Annotated in this window: 22 protein-coding genes; 16 read left to right on the top strand and 6 right to left on the bottom strand. The window is 50.0% G+C overall.

Going from position 1 to position 22,186, the window contains the following annotated elements; genetic code table 11:
* The first annotated feature begins 6 nt into the window (after positions 1-6).
* A complete protein-coding gene (locus BM412_RS16955; protein WP_091220857.1) occupies positions 7-795 on the top strand; it encodes a phytanoyl-CoA dioxygenase family protein in 789 nt (262 codons plus the stop codon).
* Between the two features lie 77 nt (positions 796-872).
* Here the strand turns inward: BM412_RS16955 and BM412_RS16950 are convergent, their stop codons facing one another.
* Complete coding sequence (locus BM412_RS16950) at positions 873-1,319, bottom strand: hypothetical protein (protein WP_091220854.1); 447 nt, start codon at positions 1,317-1,319, stop codon at positions 873-875.
* Positions 1,320-1,399: 80 nt separating this feature from the next.
* On the opposite strand from BM412_RS16950, the gene BM412_RS16945 reads away from it, so the two are divergent.
* The gene (locus BM412_RS16945) at positions 1,400-1,780 is read left to right on the top strand and encodes a DUF423 domain-containing protein (protein WP_091220852.1); all 381 of its coding nucleotides are present in this window, start codon (positions 1,400-1,402) and stop codon (positions 1,778-1,780) included.
* A 244-nt stretch (positions 1,781-2,024) separates the two neighbouring features.
* Complete coding sequence (locus tag BM412_RS16940; protein ID WP_256256396.1) at positions 2,025-3,929, top strand: putative bifunctional diguanylate cyclase/phosphodiesterase; 1,905 nt, start codon at positions 2,025-2,027, stop codon at positions 3,927-3,929.
* Between the two features lie 35 nt (positions 3,930-3,964).
* Here the strand turns inward: BM412_RS16940 and BM412_RS16935 are convergent, their stop codons facing one another.
* Positions 3,965-4,471: a hypothetical protein gene (locus tag BM412_RS16935; protein WP_091220849.1), complete on the bottom strand. Its 507-nt coding sequence runs from the start codon at positions 4,469-4,471 to the stop codon at positions 3,965-3,967.
* A gap of 208 nt (positions 4,472-4,679) precedes the next feature.
* Between BM412_RS16935 and BM412_RS16930 the strand changes: the two genes are divergently transcribed.
* Positions 4,680-4,985, top strand: coding sequence for a YunC family protein (locus BM412_RS16930; protein WP_091220847.1), 306 nt, complete (start codon positions 4,680-4,682; stop codon positions 4,983-4,985).
* Between the two features lie 84 nt (positions 4,986-5,069).
* On the opposite strand, the gene mtnA is transcribed toward BM412_RS16930, so the two are convergent.
* A complete protein-coding gene (gene mtnA / locus BM412_RS16925) occupies positions 5,070-6,134 on the bottom strand; it encodes an S-methyl-5-thioribose-1-phosphate isomerase (RefSeq protein ID WP_091220844.1) in 1,065 nt (354 codons plus the stop codon).
* 21 nt (positions 6,135-6,155) lie between these two features.
* Positions 6,156-7,376 carry an S-methyl-5-thioribose kinase gene (gene mtnK, locus BM412_RS16920; RefSeq protein ID WP_091220841.1) on the bottom strand — a complete coding sequence of 407 codons (1,221 nt, stop codon included), beginning with the start codon at positions 7,374-7,376 and terminating at the stop codon, positions 6,156-6,158.
* Positions 7,377-7,532: 156 nt separating this feature from the next.
* Between mtnK and BM412_RS16915 the strand changes: the two genes are divergently transcribed.
* The 6 genes from BM412_RS16915 (at position 7,533) to sufB (ending at position 13,502) form a co-directional block, all read left to right on the top strand.
* Positions 7,533-8,132 carry a DUF1802 family protein gene (locus tag BM412_RS16915; RefSeq protein ID WP_091220838.1) on the top strand — a complete coding sequence of 200 codons (600 nt, stop codon included), beginning with the start codon at positions 7,533-7,535 and terminating at the stop codon, positions 8,130-8,132.
* 194 nt (positions 8,133-8,326) lie between these two features.
* On the top strand, positions 8,327-9,106 hold the full coding sequence (sufC, locus tag BM412_RS16910; RefSeq protein WP_091220835.1) for a Fe-S cluster assembly ATPase SufC: 780 nt from the start codon (positions 8,327-8,329) through the stop codon (positions 9,104-9,106).
* Between the two features lie 20 nt (positions 9,107-9,126).
* A complete protein-coding gene (gene sufD, locus BM412_RS16905; RefSeq protein ID WP_091220833.1) occupies positions 9,127-10,434 on the top strand; it encodes a Fe-S cluster assembly protein SufD in 1,308 nt (435 codons plus the stop codon).
* On the top strand, positions 10,431-11,657 hold the full coding sequence (locus tag BM412_RS16900; protein ID WP_091220830.1) for a cysteine desulfurase: 1,227 nt from the start codon (positions 10,431-10,433) through the stop codon (positions 11,655-11,657). The genes sufD and BM412_RS16900 overlap by 4 nt, the downstream gene beginning before the upstream one ends.
* On the top strand, positions 11,644-12,069 hold the full coding sequence (gene sufU, locus BM412_RS16895; protein ID WP_090981835.1) for a Fe-S cluster assembly sulfur transfer protein SufU: 426 nt from the start codon (positions 11,644-11,646) through the stop codon (positions 12,067-12,069). Before BM412_RS16900 ends, sufU begins: the two co-directional genes overlap by 14 nt.
* A 35-nt stretch (positions 12,070-12,104) precedes the next feature.
* Positions 12,105-13,502 carry a Fe-S cluster assembly protein SufB gene (gene sufB, locus BM412_RS16890; protein WP_090981833.1) on the top strand — a complete coding sequence of 466 codons (1,398 nt, stop codon included), beginning with the start codon at positions 12,105-12,107 and terminating at the stop codon, positions 13,500-13,502.
* Between the two features lie 92 nt (positions 13,503-13,594).
* Here sufB and BM412_RS16885 read toward each other — a convergent pair whose 3' ends face one another.
* Together BM412_RS16885 and BM412_RS32785 are read right to left on the bottom strand one after the other, a co-directional pair.
* Positions 13,595-14,647 carry an HD-GYP domain-containing protein gene (locus BM412_RS16885; RefSeq protein WP_091220828.1) on the bottom strand — a complete coding sequence of 351 codons (1,053 nt, stop codon included), beginning with the start codon at positions 14,645-14,647 and terminating at the stop codon, positions 13,595-13,597.
* 153 nt (positions 14,648-14,800) lie between these two features.
* On the bottom strand, positions 14,801-15,538 hold the full coding sequence (locus BM412_RS32785) for a molybdenum cofactor biosynthesis protein (protein WP_091220825.1): 738 nt from the start codon (positions 15,536-15,538) through the stop codon (positions 14,801-14,803).
* Between the two features lie 111 nt (positions 15,539-15,649).
* On the opposite strand from BM412_RS32785, the gene moaA reads away from it, so the two are divergent.
* From moaA to yfkAB, 6 genes are all read left to right on the top strand, one after another.
* A complete protein-coding gene (gene moaA, locus BM412_RS16875) occupies positions 15,650-16,651 on the top strand; it encodes a GTP 3',8-cyclase MoaA (RefSeq protein WP_091220822.1) in 1,002 nt (333 codons plus the stop codon).
* Between the two features lie 31 nt (positions 16,652-16,682).
* On the top strand, positions 16,683-17,165 hold the full coding sequence (locus BM412_RS16870; protein WP_256256395.1) for a molybdopterin-binding protein: 483 nt from the start codon (positions 16,683-16,685) through the stop codon (positions 17,163-17,165).
* A gap of 22 nt (positions 17,166-17,187) precedes the next feature.
* The gene (locus BM412_RS16865) at positions 17,188-18,630 is read left to right on the top strand and encodes a bifunctional metallophosphatase/5'-nucleotidase (RefSeq protein WP_091220819.1); all 1,443 of its coding nucleotides are present in this window, start codon (positions 17,188-17,190) and stop codon (positions 18,628-18,630) included.
* A gap of 32 nt (positions 18,631-18,662) precedes the next feature.
* Positions 18,663-19,508, top strand: coding sequence for an undecaprenyl-diphosphate phosphatase (locus BM412_RS16860; protein ID WP_091220817.1), 846 nt, complete (start codon positions 18,663-18,665; stop codon positions 19,506-19,508).
* A gap of 236 nt (positions 19,509-19,744) precedes the next feature.
* On the top strand, positions 19,745-20,854 hold the full coding sequence (locus BM412_RS16855; protein ID WP_091220814.1) for an HD-GYP domain-containing protein: 1,110 nt from the start codon (positions 19,745-19,747) through the stop codon (positions 20,852-20,854).
* 180 nt (positions 20,855-21,034) lie between these two features.
* Positions 21,035-22,171 carry a radical SAM/CxCxxxxC motif protein YfkAB gene (yfkAB, locus tag BM412_RS16850; protein WP_091220811.1) on the top strand — a complete coding sequence of 379 codons (1,137 nt, stop codon included), beginning with the start codon at positions 21,035-21,037 and terminating at the stop codon, positions 22,169-22,171.
* Positions 22,172-22,186 lie beyond the last annotated feature (15 nt).

Genomic DNA, 22,186 nt, shown 5'->3' with positions numbered 1-22,186 from the left:
AGCTCAATGTTGAATCCGGTAGTATCAGCAGGCGAATTAACAGAAACCGATCGTTTTATTTTTGAATCTTGGGGCTATTTTGTCATTCCGGATGTGTTAAGCGCTGAAGAGGTAAAGCAATGTCTCGAAGCTTCGGAGCGTGTGCATAAAGCGGCAGGCACGGAAGGTTTCGGTCAAGTAGGGCGGGGTTATGAGACAGAGCCGGCGCTCGAGCAATTGATGGATCACCCTGCAGTGCTTCCGAAGATCAGAGGGCTGTATGGCGATCGATTCATCATGCAATCCGGCTGGAATACGAAACAGCCTGCCTTCGGCGGTATGGGCGGCTGGCATCAAGACGGGTCGGGCGCTTATGATTTCAAGAAGCTGAGCTTCCCGCAAATCCCGTTGGTGCAGCTGCGCGCATCGTTTCTGCTCACCGATCAAACGCAGCCGCGGATGGGGAATATGGAGCTGATTCCGGGCAGTCATCGCAGCCAGGTTGCGATGCCGGAAGCGCTGCGGAAGGAGAAGGGCGATGTATCGATCGGCCATGTGATTTGTGCTCCTGCAGGTTCCGTCCTGGTATTCCATAATGCGGTATGGCATCGCACCTATGCGCATGACGGCGACTATGATCGGTATACGATGCACTATATCTATAGTCCGCCATGGGTGAGAGCCTCCGATAGGCTGCAAAACTCAAAGGCGTTCCTAGAGCAAACCACACCGCTGCGCCGTGCGCTGATGGGTGAATTCCATCGCCCGGATGCGCCGTTTGGAAGCGGGTATGAGGTTCCGCCGTTCGAGGGGTAATAGGAGAAAGCAAAGAGGAAGAGCCGCGTTTGAACGCGCTCTTCCTCTTTGTTTTCCCGGTTTCTCTGTTCAACCAGTTAGCCGCCCATTGCAAGACCGATCAGGAATAGACCGATAAACCCGACCGGGAGCAACCCGTTAGTGACGATACCAATAATTGAGAATGCTTTGCGTTTGTTCTTCGCGCAGACTCCTACGATACCCAGAATCAGCCCTACGATGCTGGCCCCCATCGCACCGATGATCAGCAAGCCTGCTCCGATAATGGGCGCGTAGGTTTCGAGATCTGCCATATTCGCCTCAATTTCCTGCTGAAGAGTGTTGCTGTCTGCAAAGTTGTGGTTCATAATAAATGATGTTGCAAGAATAATGGCGATGATAAAGCCGATAATGCTGATGAGACCAATGATAAATGAAGCTATGCCAAGCTTGGATTGCGTTTTGGGCGGCTGCTCCTCGTAGGCTGCCGGTATCGGAGTAAAACCGTCTTGCGGGAACTGATTCTCGCTGCCGTTATCATTCATGGACTGAATCTCCTTTATCGATCATTTGCTATCGTACAGTTTAACGTATTTTACAGCCATTGGAAAGGATGGAGAATGAGATGTTTAACAAATATGGCGCTTACGGAGCGATCCACGCGTTGATAGCCGTGGTGCTTGGCGCATTCGGAGCTCATGCCTTGAAAGACCGGCTTACCGATGACATGCTGAATGTGTTTGAAACCGGCGTCCGTTATCATATGTACCACGCCATTGGGCTATTCCTGCTCGCGCTGGCTGCGGAACGAATCGGACAGGGGAAGGGCATACGATGGGCGGCTCGCTTGATGCATATCGGTATTTTTCTGTTCTCGGGAAGCTTATATGCGCTCAGTCTGTCGGATATTAAGCCGCTGGGTATTATTACGCCTTTCGGCGGACTTGCATTTATCGTAGCTTGGGCTGTTGCGGCGTACTCCATCTGGAAAGCGAAGAGCAGCTAGAATAGTTGATAGGATCCAAATCGAGGCGATTTCAAGTAGGGTGCAGTAACGGCATCCCACGCTTGAGGTCGCCTTTTTTATTTCTCCACCTATTTTCGTCAAATTTCAACAAAATTCAGGCCTTTGGACCTGCAAATTTCACGCTATCAGGCCGTAATGATGGGAAAACAGTATCCAGGTTTGACCAAAATCGTTTATAATAAACAAATGTGACGGATCATGCCGAATGGAAGGAAGATGAAGTGTGCCAGTACAGGCGGAGACATCTCCGATTCGGCCCAAGCCATCAAGGCGTCTTGAAAGCGTTCGCAGCCCGTTGTGGCTGGCATGCCTATGCACGTTCGTCGGTATTCTGATCGGCGGCGTGTGGCGCGATGATTGGGCGATTTGGCTGCAAATTGCAGCAGCAGCGGTCGTGCTTATAATCGCATTCCGCTTAGTGCAAATGAGCTTCACGCATAAACGTGTTGTCCAAGCTGAATCGATCCATACTCCAATTGTAGAATCATTGCTGGCGTATAGTCCGATCCCGTTAGCTGTTATCGACTTGCAGGGGAATTTTGTGGAAATGAATGCTGCATCAAGCAGACTAATAGGCTACGAAGCGCATGAGCTGCTGGGCAAATCATTTTTCCCGCTGATTGACTCGACCAACGAGGAAGGCATCTTAGCTGCTTTCGGGCAGATGCTCGAAGGCGATCTTACGGATATGACGATCGATATTAAGCATTCTTACGGCTACTCGTTTAAATTAAATATTAATACGGCACCTGTTATTCGCAATGGCAGCTGCATCGGCGTGTTAATTATCAGTCAAGATGTGAGCGACCGCAACCGCGTCCAGGAACGGATTCGCTACATGGCGAACTACGATGATATGACAGGGTTGCCGAACCGGCATTCCTTCATGAAACTGTTGGATGACCGCCTGACGGATGCGAGGGTCCGGGGGGATGTGGGACAGCTGGCGATTTTCCAGCTGGATGTTGATCGCTTCAAGCTGATCAATGCCTCCTTCGGCCGCGAGTTTGGCGATATGCTGCTGCTTCAGGTCGCCGAGCGGCTGACCCGCGGACTGACCGAGATGGATGCGGCGGCACGGATGGAAGGCGATGAATTCGCAATTCTATATGCCCATGCCGGCGACGTTCAGGAGTTGGATTGCAAAGCGAAGGAGCTTAAGAGGCTGCTGGATGAGCCATTCGAGCTGCAAGGTTTCCCGCTGCATATCACGGCGAGCATCGGGATTGCCGTTAATCATGCCATAGGGGACGATGCCGGCCTCCTGGTGAAGAAGGCCGATCTGGCATTGGCTAAGGTGAAGGATAGCGGCAAGAACGATTACCTGTGTTATTCCGAGGAATGGGATGACAGCTCGCGAGAGCGTTTGGCGCTTGAGCATGATTTGAAGATCGCGCTCCAGAAGGAGCAGTTCGTGCTCCATTATCAGCCGCAGTACCATCTCGGCACAGGCGAAATGGTGGGGGTAGAAGCACTCGTGCGTTGGGAGCATCCCGAGCGCGGACTTGTACCGCCGGGCCAATTTATTCCGCTTGCCGAGGAGAACGGCTTGATCGTACAAATCGGAGATTGGGTGCTGAGAGAGGCATGCCGGCAAAATAAAGCATGGCAGGATGCCGGACTTCGTCAAATTCCCGTATCGGTCAATTTATCGATTCGCCAATTCATGCAGCAAAATCTGCATCAGAAGGTTGCGGACATTTTGCACGAGACAGGACTCGATGCCAGCTATCTCGATCTGGAAATCACGGAAACGATGACGATGGATGTCACGCATGCCTCCGGCTGCCTGCTGGAGCTGACGAAGCTTGGCGTGACGATCAGCATCGATGATTTCGGAACGGGATACAGCTCTTTCCATTACCTCAAAAACCTGCCGATCGGAAGGCTGAAGATTGATCGGTCGTTCGTCAGGGACATCCAGCAAGATCCGAGTGATGCCGCAATCGTGGCCGCTATTATCGCAATGGCGCATAACTTGAACTTGCAAGTCATTGCCGAAGGGGTAGAAACCGAGGAACAGAAGCAATTTCTGCAGGAGCACAGCTGCGATGAAATGCAGGGCTTCTTATGGAGTCCGCCGGTTCGCGGCGCGGCGATCATGGATATTCTGAAACAAGCCGTTTAAAGGAAAAAGGAGCTCTCCGCGGAGGGCTCCTTTTCTTATATAAACTCGTCAATTTCGTAAAGTTTAAACGAATAGACCTGCTTCTCATCCACATGATAAACCGTCAGCATCTGGGACGATTCATCCAAATTAATAATACGGCAGGGGATGTTCAGCTTTACGCCGAAGCCCTTATTCACCATTAATCGGATCAGGCGATTCTCCGCGATGCATGCTTTAATACGATCCGTTACGAAGGTTAAGTCGAGTTCAGCCGGCGGAGCAGGCTGCGGCACGGGGGAAGCTGCCGGATCTTGCTTGGCCGTATTTCTTGGCGCTTTCGTTTCCTTGTCCTTCTGCTTGCCGGCGGAACCGGCTTCCAATGCTTCGATGAGACGTCCCAATTCAATGCCGGATTTAATTCGGAAGTCGGCAAAACCGGATTGATTGAGTGCATGAAGCAGCCTCTCCATAGCAACTGCGTTGGTTTCGCCTTCTACGAGAATGTCGACATTAAACAGGTGGGAGGACTGTTTCGCTGTTAGTTTATCTGATAGGTTCATTATGCCACTCCATGTCGTCATAAAGTATTATAACTATAACATTAATATATTAATAAATGTAGTGTTTGCCGGATCGTTTTTGACCGAAAAAGGAGAATGCCCATTAGGCATTCTCATAACACTTCACACCGACTGAAAGCATATAGTGAAGAAGTAATTTGTGCTTGAGGTTGTCTGCGATCTGCGAGGGTGGAAGGAGGTGGTTCGGATGATGCGAATGGTTCCCATAACGCTCGAAGGAGGCGTGACGGCGCTCGGAGTTGAGGTGCTTCTTCCTAAGACAACGCTGCTTGCCGTGACGACGGATAAGGGTTATATCATGTGCGGTGCACTGGATGTTGCTCTTCTGAACGAACGGTTAAAAGACAGAGGCATCATTGCAGGCCGTGCGGTAGGTGTGAAGACTTTGGAGGAATTGATGGCTGCGCCGCTGGAGTCCATAACGGAAGGCGCGGAGTCGCTCGGGATTACGGTTGGCATGAAGGGCGCTGACGCGCTTCTCTTGATGGTATAGATGATTCGTTGACATAAGGAAAGGTTGCCTCAGGCAGCGTGCTTACGCTAACGTTGAGGCAACCCTTTTTGTCGTTAAGTGAGATTATTCGGCTTGAAACAGCTTCTTCAGGTTGACGTTATACGGAGGCTTAATGATGCCTTTCTCCGTAATAATCGCCGTTACATATTCATTCGGCGTAATATCGAATGCCGGATTGTAGACTTTCACGCCGACAGGAGCCGTGCGTTTACCGAAGCCTTCGGTAATCTCATTCTCATGGCGTTCTTCGATTGGAATTTCAGTGCCGGATGGCGTATTCAAATCGATGGTGGACAGCGGGCAAGCCACGTAGAACGGAATGCCGTGTGCTTTGGCAAGGACAGCGACGCTGTAGGTGCCAATCTTGTTTGCGACGTCGCCGTTCGCGGCAACACGATCCGTACCGACGATGACGGCATCGATCCAGCCCTTGCTCATCACCATGCCGGCCATGTTATCGCAGATAAGCGTAACATCCACGCCTGCTTGCTGGAGCTCAAATGCGGTAAGACGAGCGCCTTGCAGAACCGGGCGTGTCTCATCCGCAAATACACGAAGCTTAATGCCTTGCTCCAGAGCAAGGTAGAACGGTGCCAGAGCAGTACCGTATTTGGCCGTGGCAAGTCCGCCGGCATTACAGTGCGTAAGTACGCCCATGCCGTCTTGGAACAGTGTTAACGCGTGTTCGCCGATCAGGCGGTTCGTTTCTTCATCCTCGCTTTGAATCGTGATCGCTTCTTGCAGCAGCGATTCCTTGCAGGAGGACAGGTCTGCGCCGCTTGAAGCAAGGACTTCTGCGCGAGCCGTCATGCGATCGAGCGCCCAGAACAAGTTCACTGCCGTCGGACGGGACGTCGCAAGATGAGCCGCGGAGGATTTCACGGCTTGCAGCCACTCTGCGATTCCGTCCCCAATATCGCGGCTGCCGAGGACAACACCGTATGCAGCTGCAATGCCGATTGCCGGAGCTCCGCGAACTTTAAGATGACGAATAGCTTCCCAGACATCTTCCGTCGTAACCAGCGGGAGATAGACGATTTCTTCAGGCAACAGCCGTTGGTCGAGCAGGTCAAGCTGAGTTCCTGCCCAGATGACGGATTGCAGAGCTTGATTGGTTGTGGATTCCATAATTATGATCGTTTCCTTTCGTTATGCCTTAACAGCTGCGTTCGCTGTTTGAACGGCATCTATAAGCTGGTTAACAGAAGTAAAGCTGCGGTTCGAAGTGATCAGCGTTTTGCCGATGCGAAGCGCCAAGCGCTGCGCGCGTTCCCGAACTGCGGCATCTTGAATTTTGTCGATATCCGCTACATGGGCAAGACCTACGATGCGGCGGACCATCTTGCAGCCGGCGAATCCAATCGTGTCTTGGAGCAAGCGCTGCATGTAATTTTCCTTGTAGCCCGGAGCAGAACCTGCCAGACGGTCAACCCCTTGCTCGTTCCATAGGGCAAGGAATTTCGCTTCGAATTTCTCCAGCACGTCTTTCACGGTTTGCAGCAGGTAAGCTTGGTATTCCTCGCGCTCCGCAGCAGTCTTATCCCAGCCTTCGCGCGAAGCGAAGTTCAGGAACAGGTTCGCGATGACAGCGCCGATATCGAAGCCCATAGGTCCGTAATAAGCGAATTCCGGATCGATGACTTTCGTTGATTCCGGTGTAATGAAGATGCTGCCCGTATGCAAGTCACCATGCAGCAGCGCTTGCGAATGCGTGAGGAACTTCTCGCGAAGCAGCGCTACTTCAAGATGCAGCGCGCCATCGTTCCACAGTGCTTCAGCTTCATCGCGGATCGCCGGGTCGAAGCTATTCGTATCCGCATCCGTATAAGGATGATCGAAAATAAGATCTTCCGTTATTTTGCACAGCTCCGGATTAATAAAGCCGCTTGTACGCAGCTTCTTCTCTTGTTGATTGTGCCCCAGATCGGAAGTGAAGAATAACGTCTGTGCAAGGAACGTGGAGATATGTTCGGCGAACAACGGATAACGACCGCTGTTCATGAGCCCTTGGCGCATAATGACATGATCACTCAGATCCTCCATAATCGTAAGCGCGAGGTCTTGGTCATACAGATAAACATTCGGTACCAGGCCGGGAGCAAGCTGACCTTCAAGAATGAGCGCTTCGCTCTCGATGCGTGCGCGATCAAGCGTAAGCGGCCACGATTCACCTACAACCTTGGCGTAAGGCAGTGCTTGCTTCAAAATGATGCTGCTACCTGCAGCCGGATCCGAAATATGAAATACTAAGTTCAAATTGCCATCTCCGATTTCACGGCTGACCAGCTCCGCGCCCGGTTCAAAAACACCTTCGATTGTACGCGCTATTTCAATAGCTTCTGCTTCACTCAATGGATGATATGTAGACATCAATAGCCCACCTCCGGAATGTAGTTGATATTTCCCATGGGCCTCTCGTTCGTACGTTTGACCCCAAATAAATATAGTATAGCGAAATTTTTTTCGCGTTGGAATACCTTGCTTTGCTATAATACATGTAATTGTTAAGGAACGAGGGTGATACAAATGGTGATTAAGACCGATCAATTGCAGCCGATCGCGCTCAAGGAATGGGCGGTTGCGGTAAAAGCATTGACCGAAGGCAAACAAATTATGGTGCTTCGCAAAGGCGGAATTTCAGAGGAGACGAGAGATTTTCAGCTGAAGGCGCCTCGTTTTTACTTCATGCCTGCGTTCGAGCATCAAAGACCGGAGCTTTTGAAGGAGCCTTTCCGGGAAGACGTTCGCCAAATTATGGGAGAATGGAAACCCGGTGCGACCACGATCGAGATCCATGCAGTGGCTGAGGCAGTCGAGGATATTGAAATCTTCGATCAGGAAACGTTGAACAAATTAGAGGATTTCCATATTTGGACCGAAACATTTGCCGAAGATAGGTTGAAGTGGAAACGAAGCAAGCCGCTTCATCTATTGCTGCTTCGTGTAAGTAAGCTTGAGAATCCGCTTACACTGCCTATGCAGGATCAATACTCAGGTTGCAAATCTTGGGTGAATCTTCCGGACGATCTTGCCGTCATTGGCGCACAGCCGGTATTATCGGATGACGAATTTAATCAGAGAATAAGTCAAATTCATGACGCACTCGGTCTATCCGGTACAAGCTAGGCTAGGTTGTAGGCACAGTAACATTGATTTACGATGAAAACTATACTAAAATATAATTGAGAATCACTGAGAATCAATTTAGAATAATTCTAAAAGAGGAATTGTTTCAATAAGCATAAACGGTTCGCCGTCCTTGTGGAGGCAAACTCGTTTTGCACAGAAACGTCCGAACCATCTGGAGGGAGCAGTTTACCATGGCAACACAATTCAAAATCGATGGCCTTAAAGCAGCCATTGAAGGCAAAGAAATTTTAAAGGGCATCAACCTTGAAATAAAAGGTGGAGAAGTTCATGCCATCATGGGTCCGAACGGTACAGGCAAAAGTACGCTGGCATCGGCTCTCATGGGTCATCCAAAATATGAAGTTACAGAAGGCGCGGTTGAATTGAACGGTGAAGACCTTCTGGAGATGGGCGTAGATGAGCGCGCACGCGCAGGTCTGTTCCTTGCCATGCAATACCCAAGCGAGATCAGCGGCGTAACGAACTCCGACTTCCTGCGCAGCGCGATTAACGCACGCCGCGAAGAGGGTAAAGAAATCTCTCTGATCAAATTCATCCGCCAAATGGAAGGCAAGATGAAAGAGCTTGAAATGAATCCGGAATTTATGCACCGTTACCTGAACGAAGGTTTCTCCGGCGGCGAGAAGAAACGGAATGAAATTCTCCAAATGATGATGCTGGATCCGAAAATCGTCGTGCTTGACGAAATCGATTCCGGTCTCGATATCGATGCTCTCAAAATCGTAGCTAACGGCGTGAACACCATGCGTTCCGAAGAGCGCGGATTCTTGATCATCACGCACTACCAACGTCTTCTCAACTACATTACGCCTGACTTCGTTCACGTTATGATGCAAGGCCGTATCGTTAAATCCGGTGGTCCTGAGCTTGCTGAGCGTCTGGAAAACGAAGGCTATGACTGGGTTAAAGAAGAACTTGGCATCGTAGACGAAACCGTCGGACAGGTTTAATCGGAGGAGGAGCAAGTGAAATGAGTACACAATTATCAACTCCGGTTAACCGCCAGACAGTTTCTGCTTTATCGAAAAGCAAAGGCGAGCCGGCATGGCTTGAGGAATCAAGAATTAAAGGTGCTGAATTGGCGGAAACGCTGGAATGGCCCACTCCCGAAAAAGTCCGCATCAGCCGTTGGAATCTGGCGGCGATCGGTAACCATAAATCGCAATCTGCCATCGCTTCCGTAAGCGAGCTTCCGGGCTCCATCGGAGAATTGGTCGCAGGTGCACAAGCGGGTCTAGTTGTTCAGCGCAACAGCACAAGCGTGCTTCAACAGCTGTCGGCAGAGCTTGCTGCTAAAGGCGTTATTTTCAAGGATCTGGAAACAGCAGCACGTGAACATAGCAGCTTGGTGCAGCAGTATCTGTACAGCGTTGTACCGCAGGATGAGAATAAGCTTACAGCTCTTCAATCGGCGATTTGGAACGGCGGCGTTTTCCTGTACGTTCCGAAGAACGTTGAAGTTGAACTTCCTTTGCAGGCACTGTTCTTCAGTGAAGATGCGGGCGCTACTTTTGCTCCGCGTGTTCTTGTAGTAGCTGACAGCCATAGCCGTGTAACTTATGTAGATAACGTAGTTAGCGCATACGGTGAAAGTGCAGAATCTATTGCAAAACAATCCATTATTGAAGTTATCGTGAAGCCCGGCGCGCATGTTCGTTACGCTACGGTTCATCATATGTCCGCGAATGTAATCGACTTGACGATTCGCCGCGCCGTTGTTGAGAATGACGGCAATATCGAATGGGTCATCGGTGATCTGCATGACGGCCACACGCTTTCGGACACGCAATCGCTGCTTAAAGGCAACGGTTCGAACTCCGACGCTAAAGTGATCAGCATTGGAACAAACTCGCAACAGATGAGCCTGACAACCGGAGCGGTTCATTTCGGACGCAATACGGAGAGTAACATGGTTACCCGTGCCGTGATGAAGGATTCAGCGACAGCCATCATCAACGGCATTACGAAGATCGAGAAGGGTGCAACAAAGTCTAACGGCGTGCAGCAAGAGAAAGTACTGATGCTAAGCCCGAAAGCGCGCGGCGATGCGAACCCGATTCTGCTGATTGACGAAGACGACGTTAAAGCCGGACATGCGGCGAGCGTCGGACAAGTGAATCCGGAGCAGGTGTACTACTTGATGTCCCGCGGTATTTCGAAGAAAGATGCGGAGCGTTTGATCATTCATGGTTTCTTGGCCCCTGTCGTTTCGGAGATTCCGATTGATGCGGTCAGAGAACAGCTCCAGCGTCTGCTGGAAAGGAAGCTGGAAGGATGAATGTAAAAGCGATCAGAGAGCAATTTCCGATCCTTCATCAGCAAATAAACGGCCATCCGCTCGTTTACTTGGACAGCGCGGCGACTTCACAGAAGCCGCGTTCTGTCATTGATGCTGTTAGCCGGTATTATGAGATGGACAACGCCAACGTTCACCGCGGCGTTCATACACTCGGCTCCCGAGCGACAGACGCATACGAAGGCGCACGCGAGAAGGTTGCGGCGTTTCTGAATGCGGCAAGCACGCAGGAAATTATTTTCACCCGCGGTACGACTACGGCCCTTAATTTAGTAGCTTCGAGCTATGCCAGAGCCGTTTGCGGCGAAGGCGACGAAATTGTCATCACGCAAATGGAGCATCACTCCAATCTGATTCCTTGGCAGCAGGTAGCGAAAGCAACCGGCGCGACGCTCAAATATATCCCGCTTGAGAAAGACGGATCCATCACGCTCGAGAATGCGGAAGCAACGATTACAGATCGGACGAAAATCGTCTCGATCATGTACGTGTCGAACGTGCTTGGCGTCATTAATCCAATCAAAGAAATCACCGCTATTGCCCATCGTCATGGCGCTAAGATGGTCGTCGACGGCGCGCAAAGCACGCCTCATATGAAGGTGGATGTACGAGATCTGGATTGCGACTTCTACGCGTTCTCCGGTCATAAGATGTGTGCGCCGACAGGTATTGGTGCACTCTATGGCAAGAAGGCGCTGCTTGAAGAGATGGAGCCGATCGAATTCGGCGGCGAAATGATCGATCATGTGGATCTGCATGATTCCACGTGGAAGGAGCTGCCTTGGAAGTTTGAAGGCGGTACACCGATTATTGCCGGCGCAGTCGGACTTGGCGCAGCGATTGATTTCCTAACCGAAATCGGTCTGGATGAAATCGAGAAGCACGAGCATAAGCTTGCTGCTTACGCGTACGAGCGTCTTAGCACCATCGATGGCATATCGATATTCGGACCTGTCGATAATCGTGCGGGTCTGGTCACATTTAATTTGAATGATGTCCATCCTCATGACGTAGCAACCGTGCTTGACACGAAGGGGATTGCGGTTCGTGCAGGCCACCACTGCTGCCAGCCGTTGATGCGTTATTTGAATGTTTCTTCTACAGCCAGAGCAAGCTTTTATCTATACAATACCGAAGAGGACGTTGACAGGCTTGTTGACGGCCTCCAGCAGACAAAGGAGTTCTTCGGTTATGGAATTGGATGATTTATACCGCCGTGTCATTATGGATCATTACAAAAACCCGCGTAACCGCGGCACCTTGGACGAAGATTCGCTTACGATTAACTTGAACAATCCAACGTGCGGCGACCGCATAACATTACAGCTTCAAGTGGAAGACGGCATTGTAAAGCAAGCGAAGTTTACCGGAGAAGGCTGCTCGATCAGCATGTCCTCGGCATCGATGATGACCGAAGCTGTGACAGGCCGAACAACGGAAGAAGCGCTTGAGCTTGCGGAACGATTCTCGACCTTTATCAAAGGCGGGGAGGCTGAGTTTGAAGAGCTGGAAGATATCGAAGCTTTGTCAGGCGTCAGCAAATTCCCTGCTCGCATCAAATGCGCGACACTCTCGTGGAATGCCCTGCGCAAGGGAATTGAACATCAGAAACAATAAAGCGCGGTTACCGCGTATGGTAGGAGGCTATTACGATGGCTAAAGAAATGCCTGATTTAGAAGATTATAAATATGGCTTTCGCGATGAACATAAAGCGATTTTCCAATCCGGTAAAGGACTGACTCCTGAGATCGTTCGCACGATTTCGGAGATCAAGAACGAGCCGGAATGGATGCTTGAATTCCGTTTGAAGGCGCTGGAGCAGTTTTACAAAATGCCTATGCCTAAGTGGGGCGGCAACATGGACGATCTGGATTTCGACGATATCCAGTACTATGTTCGTCCTTCCGAGAAGCAAGGCAAAACGTGGGAAGAGGTTCCTACTGAAATTAAAGAAACCTTCGACAAGCTGGGTATTCCTGAAGCAGAGCAGAAGTTCCTTGCAGGTGTATCCGCTCAGTACGAGTCCGAGGTTGTTTACCACAGCATGCAAGAAGACCTGGAGAAGCAAGGTGTTATCTTCACGGATACCGATACCGCTCTTCGCGAATATCCGGAGATCTTCAAACAATATTTCGGTACGATCATTCCTCCGGCAGATAACAAATTCGCGGCTCTGAACAGTGCGGTATGGTCCGGCGGCAGCTTTATCTATGTGCCAAAAGGCGTGAAATGCGAAATTCCGCTTCAAGCGTACTTCCGTATCAACTCCGAGAACATGGGTCAATTCGAGCGTACGCTGATCGTAGCGGACGAAGACAGCTTCGTGCACTACGTTGAAGGCTGTACGGCACCGATCTACAGCACGAACTCGCTGCATAGCGCAGTAGTAGAAATTCTTGTTCTCAAGAATGCGCGCTGCCGTTATACAACGATTCAGAACTGGGCTCCGAATATCTACAACCTTGTTACTAAACGCGCCGTTGCCGAAGAAAACGCGACAATGGAATGGGTTGACGGTAATATCGGCTCCAAGCTGACGATGAAATATCCTGCAGTCGTTCTGAAAGGCCGCGGCGCTAAAGGCATGGTGCTTTCGATCGCAGTAGCAGGTAAAGGCCAGCATCAAGATGCAGGCGCAAAAATGACTCACCTGGCGCCGGATACGACATCGACGATCGTCTCCAAGTCGATCAGTAAACACGGCGGTAAAGTAACCTACCGCGGCTTGGCTTCCTTTGGCCGTAACTCCGAAGGCTCCAAGGCTAACATTAAATGCGATACGCTAATCTTGGATAATGAGTCGACGTCGGATACGATTCCGTACAACGAAATCATGAACGACAACATTACGCTGGAGCATGAAGCGACGGTTTCCAAAGTTTCCGAGGATCAGCTGTTCTACCTGATGAGCCGCGGTCTTACCGAAGCAGAAGCTACACAAATGATCGTAATGGGCTTCATCGAGCCGTTCACGAAAGAGCTGCCGATGGAATACGCGGTTGAGATGAACCGTCTCATCAAGTTTGAGATGGAAGGCTCGATCGGTTAATCCGATTCGATACTGTACGATTAAACACCAAATTAAAAACTCCGAATCCTCTACAAGAGGTTCGGAGTTTTTTTGTGATGATGGTATGTGAATTACATGAAGACTTGTTTAACTTCAAGATTACGCAGGACGGTAAGATCTACGAAACGATCCTCGATGCGAACCAATGGACGGAAAAATTCGGAGGGATGAGTCATAATGATCGTTCCCGTTTCACCGGATACGAGCTCTACCTGCTTGCCGATAAAATTAGGAATCATATGTTTAATGAAGGTATGCGTTGTAAAGGCGTCCAGCTCGGTGAAGCTCATCCGATACAGTTCCTTTAGAACGAAGAGCAGATCGCGTTTCTTCTGGTACACGCGGGAGGAGATCATCGCGCTATACACATCGGCGACCGCCACGATTTTGGAAACGGGATGAAGGTCATCGCCTTTCAATCGGTTAGGATATCCAGTGCCGTCAATGCGTTCGTGATGCTGTAGGGCAACCGTTGCGGCGAGGGACTCGCCGAACGAAGCTTTAATAATTTGATGGCCGTAGATCGTGTGCTTCTTGATCATTTCAAACTCATCATCAGAGAGTTTGCCGGGCTTATTAAGAATTCCGTCCGTGATCTGGCATTTGCCGATATCATGGAGGAAACCGGCTTGTCCGATCTTAACCGCTTCCTTCTCGGAGTAGCCAAGCCAAGAGGATAAGTAGTACGAAAGCATTCCCACCTGAACGGAATGCTGATAGGTGTAATCATCCTTGGTATTAAGCAGAAGCAGCATGGAAACAACATCGCGTTCCATTCTGAAATTGTCTACCAGCGGCTGAAACGTATGTACGACGTCATCTTCGATAATTTTGCCGCTCTGCATCGCTTCAAGAAACAACTGCTCGTAGCCGTTTACCGTATCTTGGTAGATGGGCTGTACGGTAGGTATCCATTTAGGGTTGATTCCTGATTCTATTGTTCGAGCCGATTCCACTTGTTTCCTTGAGATAATATCGACATATTCGATCTGATGCTGAAACAGCTTGGAAATTTCTCTGGCATATAGTTCAGTACCTTTAGAAAGTACATGTAGTCCGTAGCCGTTGAATGTATCGTTACTTAATTTATCTCCGTCTCTAAGTTCCGTCACATGAATCCGCATAATTCACCTCGAATGACTTATCAATTAGGCTAAGCAGTGATAAGACCATGGTAGCAATAAAATGCAGTGTTGACAATGACAGCGCTAAAAAAACAGTACTATTTACCCTGTTTATATCTCCTAAAATTTGGAACAAAAGCAACAGAGAACCTTTTATAGTGGAGTAACGGGGTTCCACGGACCTAACTGATGTCCTTTCCACTCGGAACCGTCTTCCCAAATTTCTCTTTTCCATATCGGAACGATTTGTTTCAATCGTTCAATGGCGTATCGGCTTGCCTCATAACAATCGCCGCGATGAGGGGCAGAGACGGCAATGACGACGCTGATTTCGGCAATTTCGACGACGCCGATCCGGTGTGCGATAGCAACCTTGGCTCCGGGCCAGCGCGCTTCAATTTCGTCGCCGATTTGCTGCAGCGTCTTAACGGCCATCGGGACGTATGCTTCATACTCCAAACGTACGGTCCGCACGCCATGCGTCCATTCCCGGGTCGTGCCGGTGAATGTAAGGGCAGCGCCGTTGTCAGGCACAATGACCATAGCCGTGATCGCTTCTACCGACAACGGCTGTTCAGTCACGACAAAGCGGCTGGCAGGAGCTGCTGAGGGCTCGATTTCGTCTTGTTCCGCTTCTTCCCCGCCTGATACAGGAGGGAGCAGGGCAAGCTCGTCGCTTGCCAGTAAAAGCTGCTCATCTGAGGCGTAAGCTTGATTGCAGGCCATGAACGAAATCGTAATCAATGAGGAATCTGCAGGGTAACGAGCGATCAGCTCCTGCTTCAATTGGTGCACGGTTAGCTCGGCTTGATCCAGTTCAAGCGTGATGACAGCCCCTCCGAAACGCTCGGACAGACCGGCAAAAAGGTGGATATTCCATTTTACAGACATGTGTTTAACCTCTCGCTATCGTAATGTTAATGGTCTCCATAGCATACCATAATGTGTCCAAAAATGTTATGCTAGAGGCAGAGACTGGGGAACCGAGGAGGTGAGCGGAAAATGACCGCATTAACAGATCGATTTGGACGCGTTCATGATTATTTGCGTATTTCCGTTACGGATCGTTGCAATTTACGCTGCCTGTACTGTATGCCTGAGGAAGGGGTACAGTTTGAACCCGCGGAGAATCTGCTTAGTTATGATCAAATCACAGAGGTCGTGCGCGCAGGTGCGAGTCTGGGAATTACCAAGCTTAGAATTACCGGTGGAGAGCCGCTCGTCCGCCCGGGTCTGGCAGGTTTGGTCCGGCAGCTCGCAGCCATTCCGGGCATCAAGGACATCTCCATGACGACGAATGGCGTTCTTCTTGCTGATCAAGCCGAGGCACTTCGAGAGGCCGGCGTGAACCGAGTAAATATTAGTTTGGACACGCTCGATCCTGCTCGTTTTCAATTTATTGCCAGACGCGGTGATTTGAAGCGTGTTTTGAAAGGCATAGAGGTCGCGGCCCAAGTCGGGTTTGCCCCGATTAAGCTCAATTGCGTGCTGCTTAAAGGCGTCAATGAGGATGAGATCGCTGCATTTCTGCGTATGGCCCACGATCAACCGCTTCATGTGCGATTTATCGAATATATGCCTATCGGCCATGCCGATGACAATTGGCGCAATCATTATTTGCCTCTAACGAGAGTTCTTGAAATCGCTGAGGAGAATGGCTTGAATATTGAGCAGATTCATGATGTGCAGGGGAATGGTCCTTCCGACGATTACCGGATTGAAGGCGGCAAAGGCTCTTTCGGACTTATCCATCCCGTGAGTGATCAGTTTTGCACTAGGTGCAATCGACTGCGCTTAACCGCCGACGGACATATTCATCCTTGCTTGTATTGGGTAGATGAATTGAATGTGAAGCCTGCCCTTGGGGACGAGAAGAAGATGCTTGAGCTGTTTAGCAAGGCGATGGCGATTAAACCGCTTAATCATGAAATGGCGGCGAAGCTTTCGAATGAGGCGCAAAGCCATGAGCCTACCGGAAGACGGATGTCTCAGATCGGCGGATAATATTATTATCGGGGAAAAGAGAGGGATTAGCATGACCGTTCAATCGGGGAATACTTCGATTACAATCGCATATACAGATCAAGACCCTGTTAGCCTGACAGCTGAGGAAATGGCGAAATTGGCAGGCAGCAGCTTTCCGTTATCAAGTCGAATCGCCGCTGGTACCGGGGAAGCGTTCGATTTCGGTGCATGGTTTGAAGCATGGCGCGGCAGCCAAGGGATCGCTCCCGATGCACCACTTCCAACCCATCTGAAAGTAGAAGCCGTCGATACGTTCGAGGCCCTTATTCCTTGGGAGCAATTGAAGGATGCTGCCGTGCAGTATGCCATCGACGGAGCACCCCTGCCTAAGGGCGGGCCTATACGGCTGTATGTGCCCCATGGTTCAAGCGAATGCTTAAATGTAAAAAGCGTTGTCGTATGCAAGTTCATCCATGACCAAGAGAAACGCGGGGAAGTATCCTACGGCTTCAAGCAAACCTTCTCAGCAGAAGAGATGCGATTAAAGCGGTAGTCCTTGCAAGCGGGAGGCAAGCATGAGAGATAAGGCAACGGATGCGCCAGATGTCGTATTGTTACATAGCAATGACATTCACAGTCGTTTGGAGCAAGCGGCCAAGATGGCTGCATACATCGAGGAGACACGACGTATATACGGGGCTGAGCATGTACTAACCCTGGATATCGGCGATCATATGGACCGCATGCGCGTAGAAACGGAAGCAAGCGATGGCTTAGCAAACATTGATATGCTGAATGCCGCTGGGTATGAAGTTGTAACGATCGGCAACAATGAGGGGCTGACTTTTACATCGGAGCAGCTTACGGAAGCTTACGGTACACGAGCAGCCTTCAAGACGATATGCGCCAATTTCTATCAGCTGGAGGATGGCAAACGTCCATCCTGGCTGCTTCCTAACACGATTGTTAATAAAGGGAAGCTGCGCATCGGCCTCACAGGCGTGACGGCAGCTTTCGCAGAGTTTTATAAACTTCTTGGCTGGGATGCAACAGATCCGCTGCAGGCCGTGGCAGAGCAAGTTGCCATACTGCGATCTCAAGTGGATGTGGTAGTGATAATGTCGCATGTAGGCATTACGCTGGATCGCAAGATGGCAGCTGAAATTGCGGGTATCGACCTTATCCTTGGCGGCCACACGCATCATTTATTCGAAGAGCCTGAAGTGATCGGGGAGACGTCTCTCTGCGCAGCAGGAAAATTCGGCGAATATATCGGGCATGTGGAGATTAGAATGGAGAGCACAACGAATCGGCCGATCTTCCGTGCGAAATGCGTACCGATGGAGGCGCGGAGTCAACAGCCTCAGGCGACAGCGCTGATCAGCGGCTTTAAAGCGGATAGCAGGCAACGTCTAAGCCGGGTTATCACCGTGCTGGACGAACCTATGCCTGCAAGCAGCGAGCACGAAACATCGCTCGCCAATTTGCTCGCCGCAGGCCTGCGGCGCAAAGCCGATGCCGAGATTGGCATCGTCAATACGGGGCAGCTGCTCAGCGGCCTCGCCGCAGGAGAAGTGACGACAGGCGATTTGCATGCCCTCTGCCCGTCGCCGATAAATCCCTGCCGGATGAAACTGACCGGCACTGAGATCCGCTTGTCGCTTGAAGAAGCACTCCAACGCGAGTACGTGGATAAACCGATCCGCGGGTTCGGTTTCCGCGGTCTGGTCCTCGGCACGCTTGCCGTAGACGGACTCGAAATCCACTATTCGCCGGAACGACCGAACTACAACCGAATATCCTCCATTGCAGTGAATGGTCATCCTTTACAGGAGGACGGGGTCTACATAGTTGGGACGATCGATATGTTTACCTTTGGGGTCGGTTATGAGAAAATCAAATACGGCACGGACGTTACCTATTATTTGCCTGAGTTTATACGCGATGTGCTGGAGCAGGAGCTGCTCGATAAAGCGGCAATAGCCGATAGCTATCGGCAGCGCTGGATTGAAGACTAAATCAAGTTTCAAAAACGCCTTAGGAGGATCAAATGGGAGACATTATTCACGCGATTATTTTAGGTATAGTAGAAGGGTTAACGGAGTTTCTGCCCGTTTCATCGTCGGGCCATATGATTTTGACGAATAAGCTGCTTGGAATAGCATCGGACGATCAGGCGATCGTTACATTTGAAATTGTCATTCAGCTCGGCGCTATATTAGCGATGGCCATCGTGTATTGGGATCGCATTCTCGATTTGTTTGGTTTATCGCGCAAACAACAATCACTGGGTACGCTTTCTTCCGGAAGACGCAAAACAAGCAAATTGAATTTGATCCATGTTGCGCTCGGAATTGTGCCTGCCATGCTGCTTGCCTTTCTTCTCAAGGATATTATAAAAGGCGAAGGTTTTAATCAGACCCCGGTTTTGATTTCGCTCGTTGTAGGCGGGATCTATATGATCGCTGCCGAGCGGCTTCAGAAGTCTCGTCGCATCAAGGTCGTATCTGAAACGATGGATGATATATCGTATAAGCAGGCTTTGGGTATCGGCTTGCTGCAATGTTTGTCGCTATGGCCGGGTTTCTCCCGTTCGGGCTCTACGATTGCCGGCGGTATGCTGACAGGGACAAGCTATAAAGCTGCAGCTGACTTCTCGTTTCTAATGGCAATTCCAATCATGGTGGCGGCTACCGGCTATGAAATGCTCGACAACTACAAGTTTATTGAGGGCGACAATTTGATGTTCTTTATCGTAGGGTTCCTCGTTTCCTTCGTTGTTGCTTGGCTTGTCATCGTCTTGTTCCTGCGGTTCATCCAGAAGGTAAGATTGACGCATTTCGCTATTTACCGTTTTGTATTGGCGGCTTTGTTCTGGCTGTTTGTGATGAGCTAATAAAAATAACGCGAATATGTCGATATTTGGCGAATCGGTTATTGCTCTTTTTTCGCAAATCCCTTACAGTAACATTACGAGGTTTTAATAAATACTAGAAAGTATTGGATTTTCAATCCGTGCTTCGTTGGTATTTTCAGGGAAGAAACTTACCACGCCGACACTGAACGGCCTAGCATTTCTTCTTGCCTAGCCTACAAATTTAGGAAAATAGATGCAAGGCAGGGGTCGATACGATGCGATTATTGCCCACACAGATGTGCCGGCCGGGCATGAGACTAGCTAAAAAGATATATTCCGAGGATGGACTGGTCCTACTTGGGGAAAATGTCGAATTAACGGCAAAATTGATCACTCGCCTTTATGAATGCGGCGTACATTTTGTCTACATTCAAGATCCGCGAACAGCTGATCTGATCATTCCCGACATTATAAGCGAAGAAACCAGACATAGGGCGCTTAGCGAGATTAGGACGAATTTCCGAGATTTAATGGATCGTCCTAATCGGAAGAGCGGCGTAACTTATCCATATATAGCGAAATCGTTCAAACAAATAATGACGATGGTTATCGATGATTTGACGGATCAGAAGGATGCTATGATTATGCTCATGAACATGGGCATCGTGGATGATTACTTGTTCCAGCATTCGCTGAACGTTTCCGTCTATACGACTTTGCTCGGGATCGCGAACGGCTATTCGAGGGACGAGCTGATGACGCTTGGCCTTGGCGCCATGCTGCATGACATCGGCAAGACGCAGATTAGCATGAACATTCTCAAGAAGCAAGGCTCGCTGTCGAGAGATGAATACGAGGAAATGAAACGGCATGCGGAACGCGGCTACTATCTGTTAAAGGATGAACCGAATATTCCGTTGCTGGCTGCCCACTGTGCTTATCAGCATCATGAACGGCTGGATGGCAGCGGATATCCGCGCGGCATTAAAGGCAACGAGATTCACGAGTATGCGAAATGGATTGGGCTTGTTGATTCCTATGATGCGATGACGACAACTCGCATTTATCGGAATCCGCTGCTTCCGCACGAAGCGGTAGAATCCCTATATGCAGGCACGGGCACATTATACGAGCAGCGGATGCTTCAGCTGTTCCGCGATAAAGTCGCCATTTACCCGCTTGGCATCACGGTGAAGTTTCATTCCGGAGAGACCGGCGTCGTCGTAGATATTAACGCTTCTTGTCCGCACAGGCCTGTCGTTCGAATTCTGAACGACGAGCAGGGTGAAGAGCTGAAGGTGCCTTACGAAGTCGACTTGTCGAAGCAGTTGACGACAATGATCGTAGGCGTGAACGAAGATCAACCTTTTGCGGAGGCTTACTGAAGCTGAGAAGTTGCAACTGCTCCAGCAACCCAATTCAATACGGAAGTCCGGGGAGCCGAGCAGGCTCCTTTTCGTTTTTTTGCGCCATTGTGTTTGCAACGAGCGACTTCGGACATTACAATAAAAGAAAGTTATTTAAGAGCGTGCGTTTATCATGACAAAGTAAGGTGCTGAAACAAAATGCAGAATGCTATACCTTTTGTACAACCGGATTCAAAGCTGTTATTCACGCCCGCGAACGATCCGTGGGATCCCATTCTTTCCCTGCGCGAGCATGGTCGGCATGTGCTGACAAGTGTAGAGATGACACTTTCCAATTTATGCAATATGCGCTGCGAGCATTGTGCCGTTGGCGACACATTGGTAATGGCGGAGCCTGCGAAGCTGCCGCTCGATACGCTGCTGCGCAGATTGGACGAAGTCGAGCATTTGAAGACGATTAGTATTACCGGCGGAGAACCGACGTTCTCTGCGAAAGCCGTGCGCGAATATATGATTCCGCTGCTCAAGTATGCGCGCAGTAGAGGCATAGCTTCACAAATTAATTCCAATGTCACATTGGACTATGGCAGGTATGAGGAGATCGCGCCTTACCTGGATGTGATGCACATTTCATTCAATTACACGAGCAGTGAGGATTTTCACCAAATAGGCTTTGCCAAAAGCGGGCATCCTGTTTCGAAGGAAACAGCAACACGTATGTATGACCGCATGATTGAAAATGCAAGACGATTAAGTGACGGCGGATTATTCGTATCGGCAGAGTCGATGATTAATTTCAGGACTTATAATAAAATGCCGGAGATCCACAAGCTGATTCTTGAAATGGGCTGTAAGCGTCATGAAGTTCATCCGATGTACCCGAGTGCATTCGCGGCGGATTTGCCTGTCATTTCGAAGCAGCAGATGCGAGATGCGATTGCTTCCTTGCTGGACAGCCGAGACCCTTCTGTCTGGATGCTCTTCGGCACGCTGCCGTTCTACCACTGTAATGAACAGAAGGAAGATCGCGAGCTGCTTGCGAGATTGGCGACGGCACCGCTTGTAACCGTGCGTAACGATCCCGATGGCCGCAATCGGTTGAATGTGAATTTATTTACCGGCGATGTGTTCGTCACTGATTTCTCCGATGTTCCGGCGTTCGGTAACATTGGATCAGATCGGTTAGACGAACTGTTCGGCCGATGGCTTGCACACCCGCTGGCGCGCAGCGTAGATTGTCATTGCCCGGCTGCATCCTGCTGCGGACCGAACCTGCTCGTGAAAGATATGTATTACCGGGATGTCGACTTTGGAACTCGTCAAGCCATCCTATAATATAGATAGAGCGGC

Origin of the sequence: Paenibacillus sp. BC26 (genome assembly GCF_900116125.1) — a bacterium.
GTDB lineage: Bacteria > Bacillota > Bacilli > Paenibacillales > Paenibacillaceae > Paenibacillus_Z > Paenibacillus_Z lignilyticus.
Note: the sequence above shows the minus strand (reverse complement) of the source record. Positions and strands in the feature narration are given on the sequence as shown.

What these genes read in the sequence shown, in the direction of transcription:
- BM412_RS16870 (WP_256256395.1), top strand. Translation starts at nt 16,683, where the DNA reads ATGACCGTTCAATCGGGGAATACTTCGATTACAATCGCATATACAGAT.
- moaA (WP_091220822.1), top strand. Translation starts at nt 15,650, where the DNA reads ATGACCGCATTAACAGATCGATTTGGACGCGTTCATGATTATTTGCGT.
- BM412_RS16945 (WP_091220852.1), top strand. Translation starts at nt 1,400, where the DNA reads ATGTTTAACAAATATGGCGCTTACGGAGCGATCCACGCGTTGATAGCC.
- BM412_RS16865 (WP_091220819.1), top strand. Translation starts at nt 17,188, where the DNA reads ATGAGAGATAAGGCAACGGATGCGCCAGATGTCGTATTGTTACATAGC.
- BM412_RS16885 (WP_091220828.1), bottom strand. Translation starts at nt 14,647, where the DNA reads ATGCGGATTCATGTGACGGAACTTAGAGACGGAGATAAATTAAGTAAC.
- BM412_RS16935 (WP_091220849.1), bottom strand. Translation starts at nt 4,471, where the DNA reads ATGAACCTATCAGATAAACTAACAGCGAAACAGTCCTCCCACCTGTTT.
- BM412_RS16860 (WP_091220817.1), top strand. Translation starts at nt 18,663, where the DNA reads ATGGGAGACATTATTCACGCGATTATTTTAGGTATAGTAGAAGGGTTA.
- BM412_RS16915 (WP_091220838.1), top strand. Translation starts at nt 7,533, where the DNA reads ATGGTGATTAAGACCGATCAATTGCAGCCGATCGCGCTCAAGGAATGG.
- sufU (WP_090981835.1), top strand. Translation starts at nt 11,644, where the DNA reads ATGGAATTGGATGATTTATACCGCCGTGTCATTATGGATCATTACAAA.
- mtnK (WP_091220841.1), bottom strand. Translation starts at nt 7,376, where the DNA reads ATGTCTACATATCATCCATTGAGTGAAGCAGAAGCTATTGAAATAGCG.
- BM412_RS16855 (WP_091220814.1), top strand. Translation starts at nt 19,745, where the DNA reads ATGCGATTATTGCCCACACAGATGTGCCGGCCGGGCATGAGACTAGCT.
- BM412_RS32785 (WP_091220825.1), bottom strand. Translation starts at nt 15,538, where the DNA reads ATGTCTGTAAAATGGAATATCCACCTTTTTGCCGGTCTGTCCGAGCGT.
- BM412_RS16930 (WP_091220847.1), top strand. Translation starts at nt 4,680, where the DNA reads ATGATGCGAATGGTTCCCATAACGCTCGAAGGAGGCGTGACGGCGCTC.
- mtnA (WP_091220844.1), bottom strand. Translation starts at nt 6,134, where the DNA reads ATGGAATCCACAACCAATCAAGCTCTGCAATCCGTCATCTGGGCAGGA.
- sufC (WP_091220835.1), top strand. Translation starts at nt 8,327, where the DNA reads ATGGCAACACAATTCAAAATCGATGGCCTTAAAGCAGCCATTGAAGGC.
- BM412_RS16900 (WP_091220830.1), top strand. Translation starts at nt 10,431, where the DNA reads ATGAATGTAAAAGCGATCAGAGAGCAATTTCCGATCCTTCATCAGCAA.
- sufD (WP_091220833.1), top strand. Translation starts at nt 9,127, where the DNA reads ATGAGTACACAATTATCAACTCCGGTTAACCGCCAGACAGTTTCTGCT.
- BM412_RS16955 (WP_091220857.1), top strand. Translation starts at nt 7, where the DNA reads ATGTTGAATCCGGTAGTATCAGCAGGCGAATTAACAGAAACCGATCGT.
- sufB (WP_090981833.1), top strand. Translation starts at nt 12,105, where the DNA reads ATGGCTAAAGAAATGCCTGATTTAGAAGATTATAAATATGGCTTTCGC.
- BM412_RS16950 (WP_091220854.1), bottom strand. Translation starts at nt 1,319, where the DNA reads ATGAATGATAACGGCAGCGAGAATCAGTTCCCGCAAGACGGTTTTACT.
- yfkAB (WP_091220811.1), top strand. Translation starts at nt 21,035, where the DNA reads ATGCAGAATGCTATACCTTTTGTACAACCGGATTCAAAGCTGTTATTC.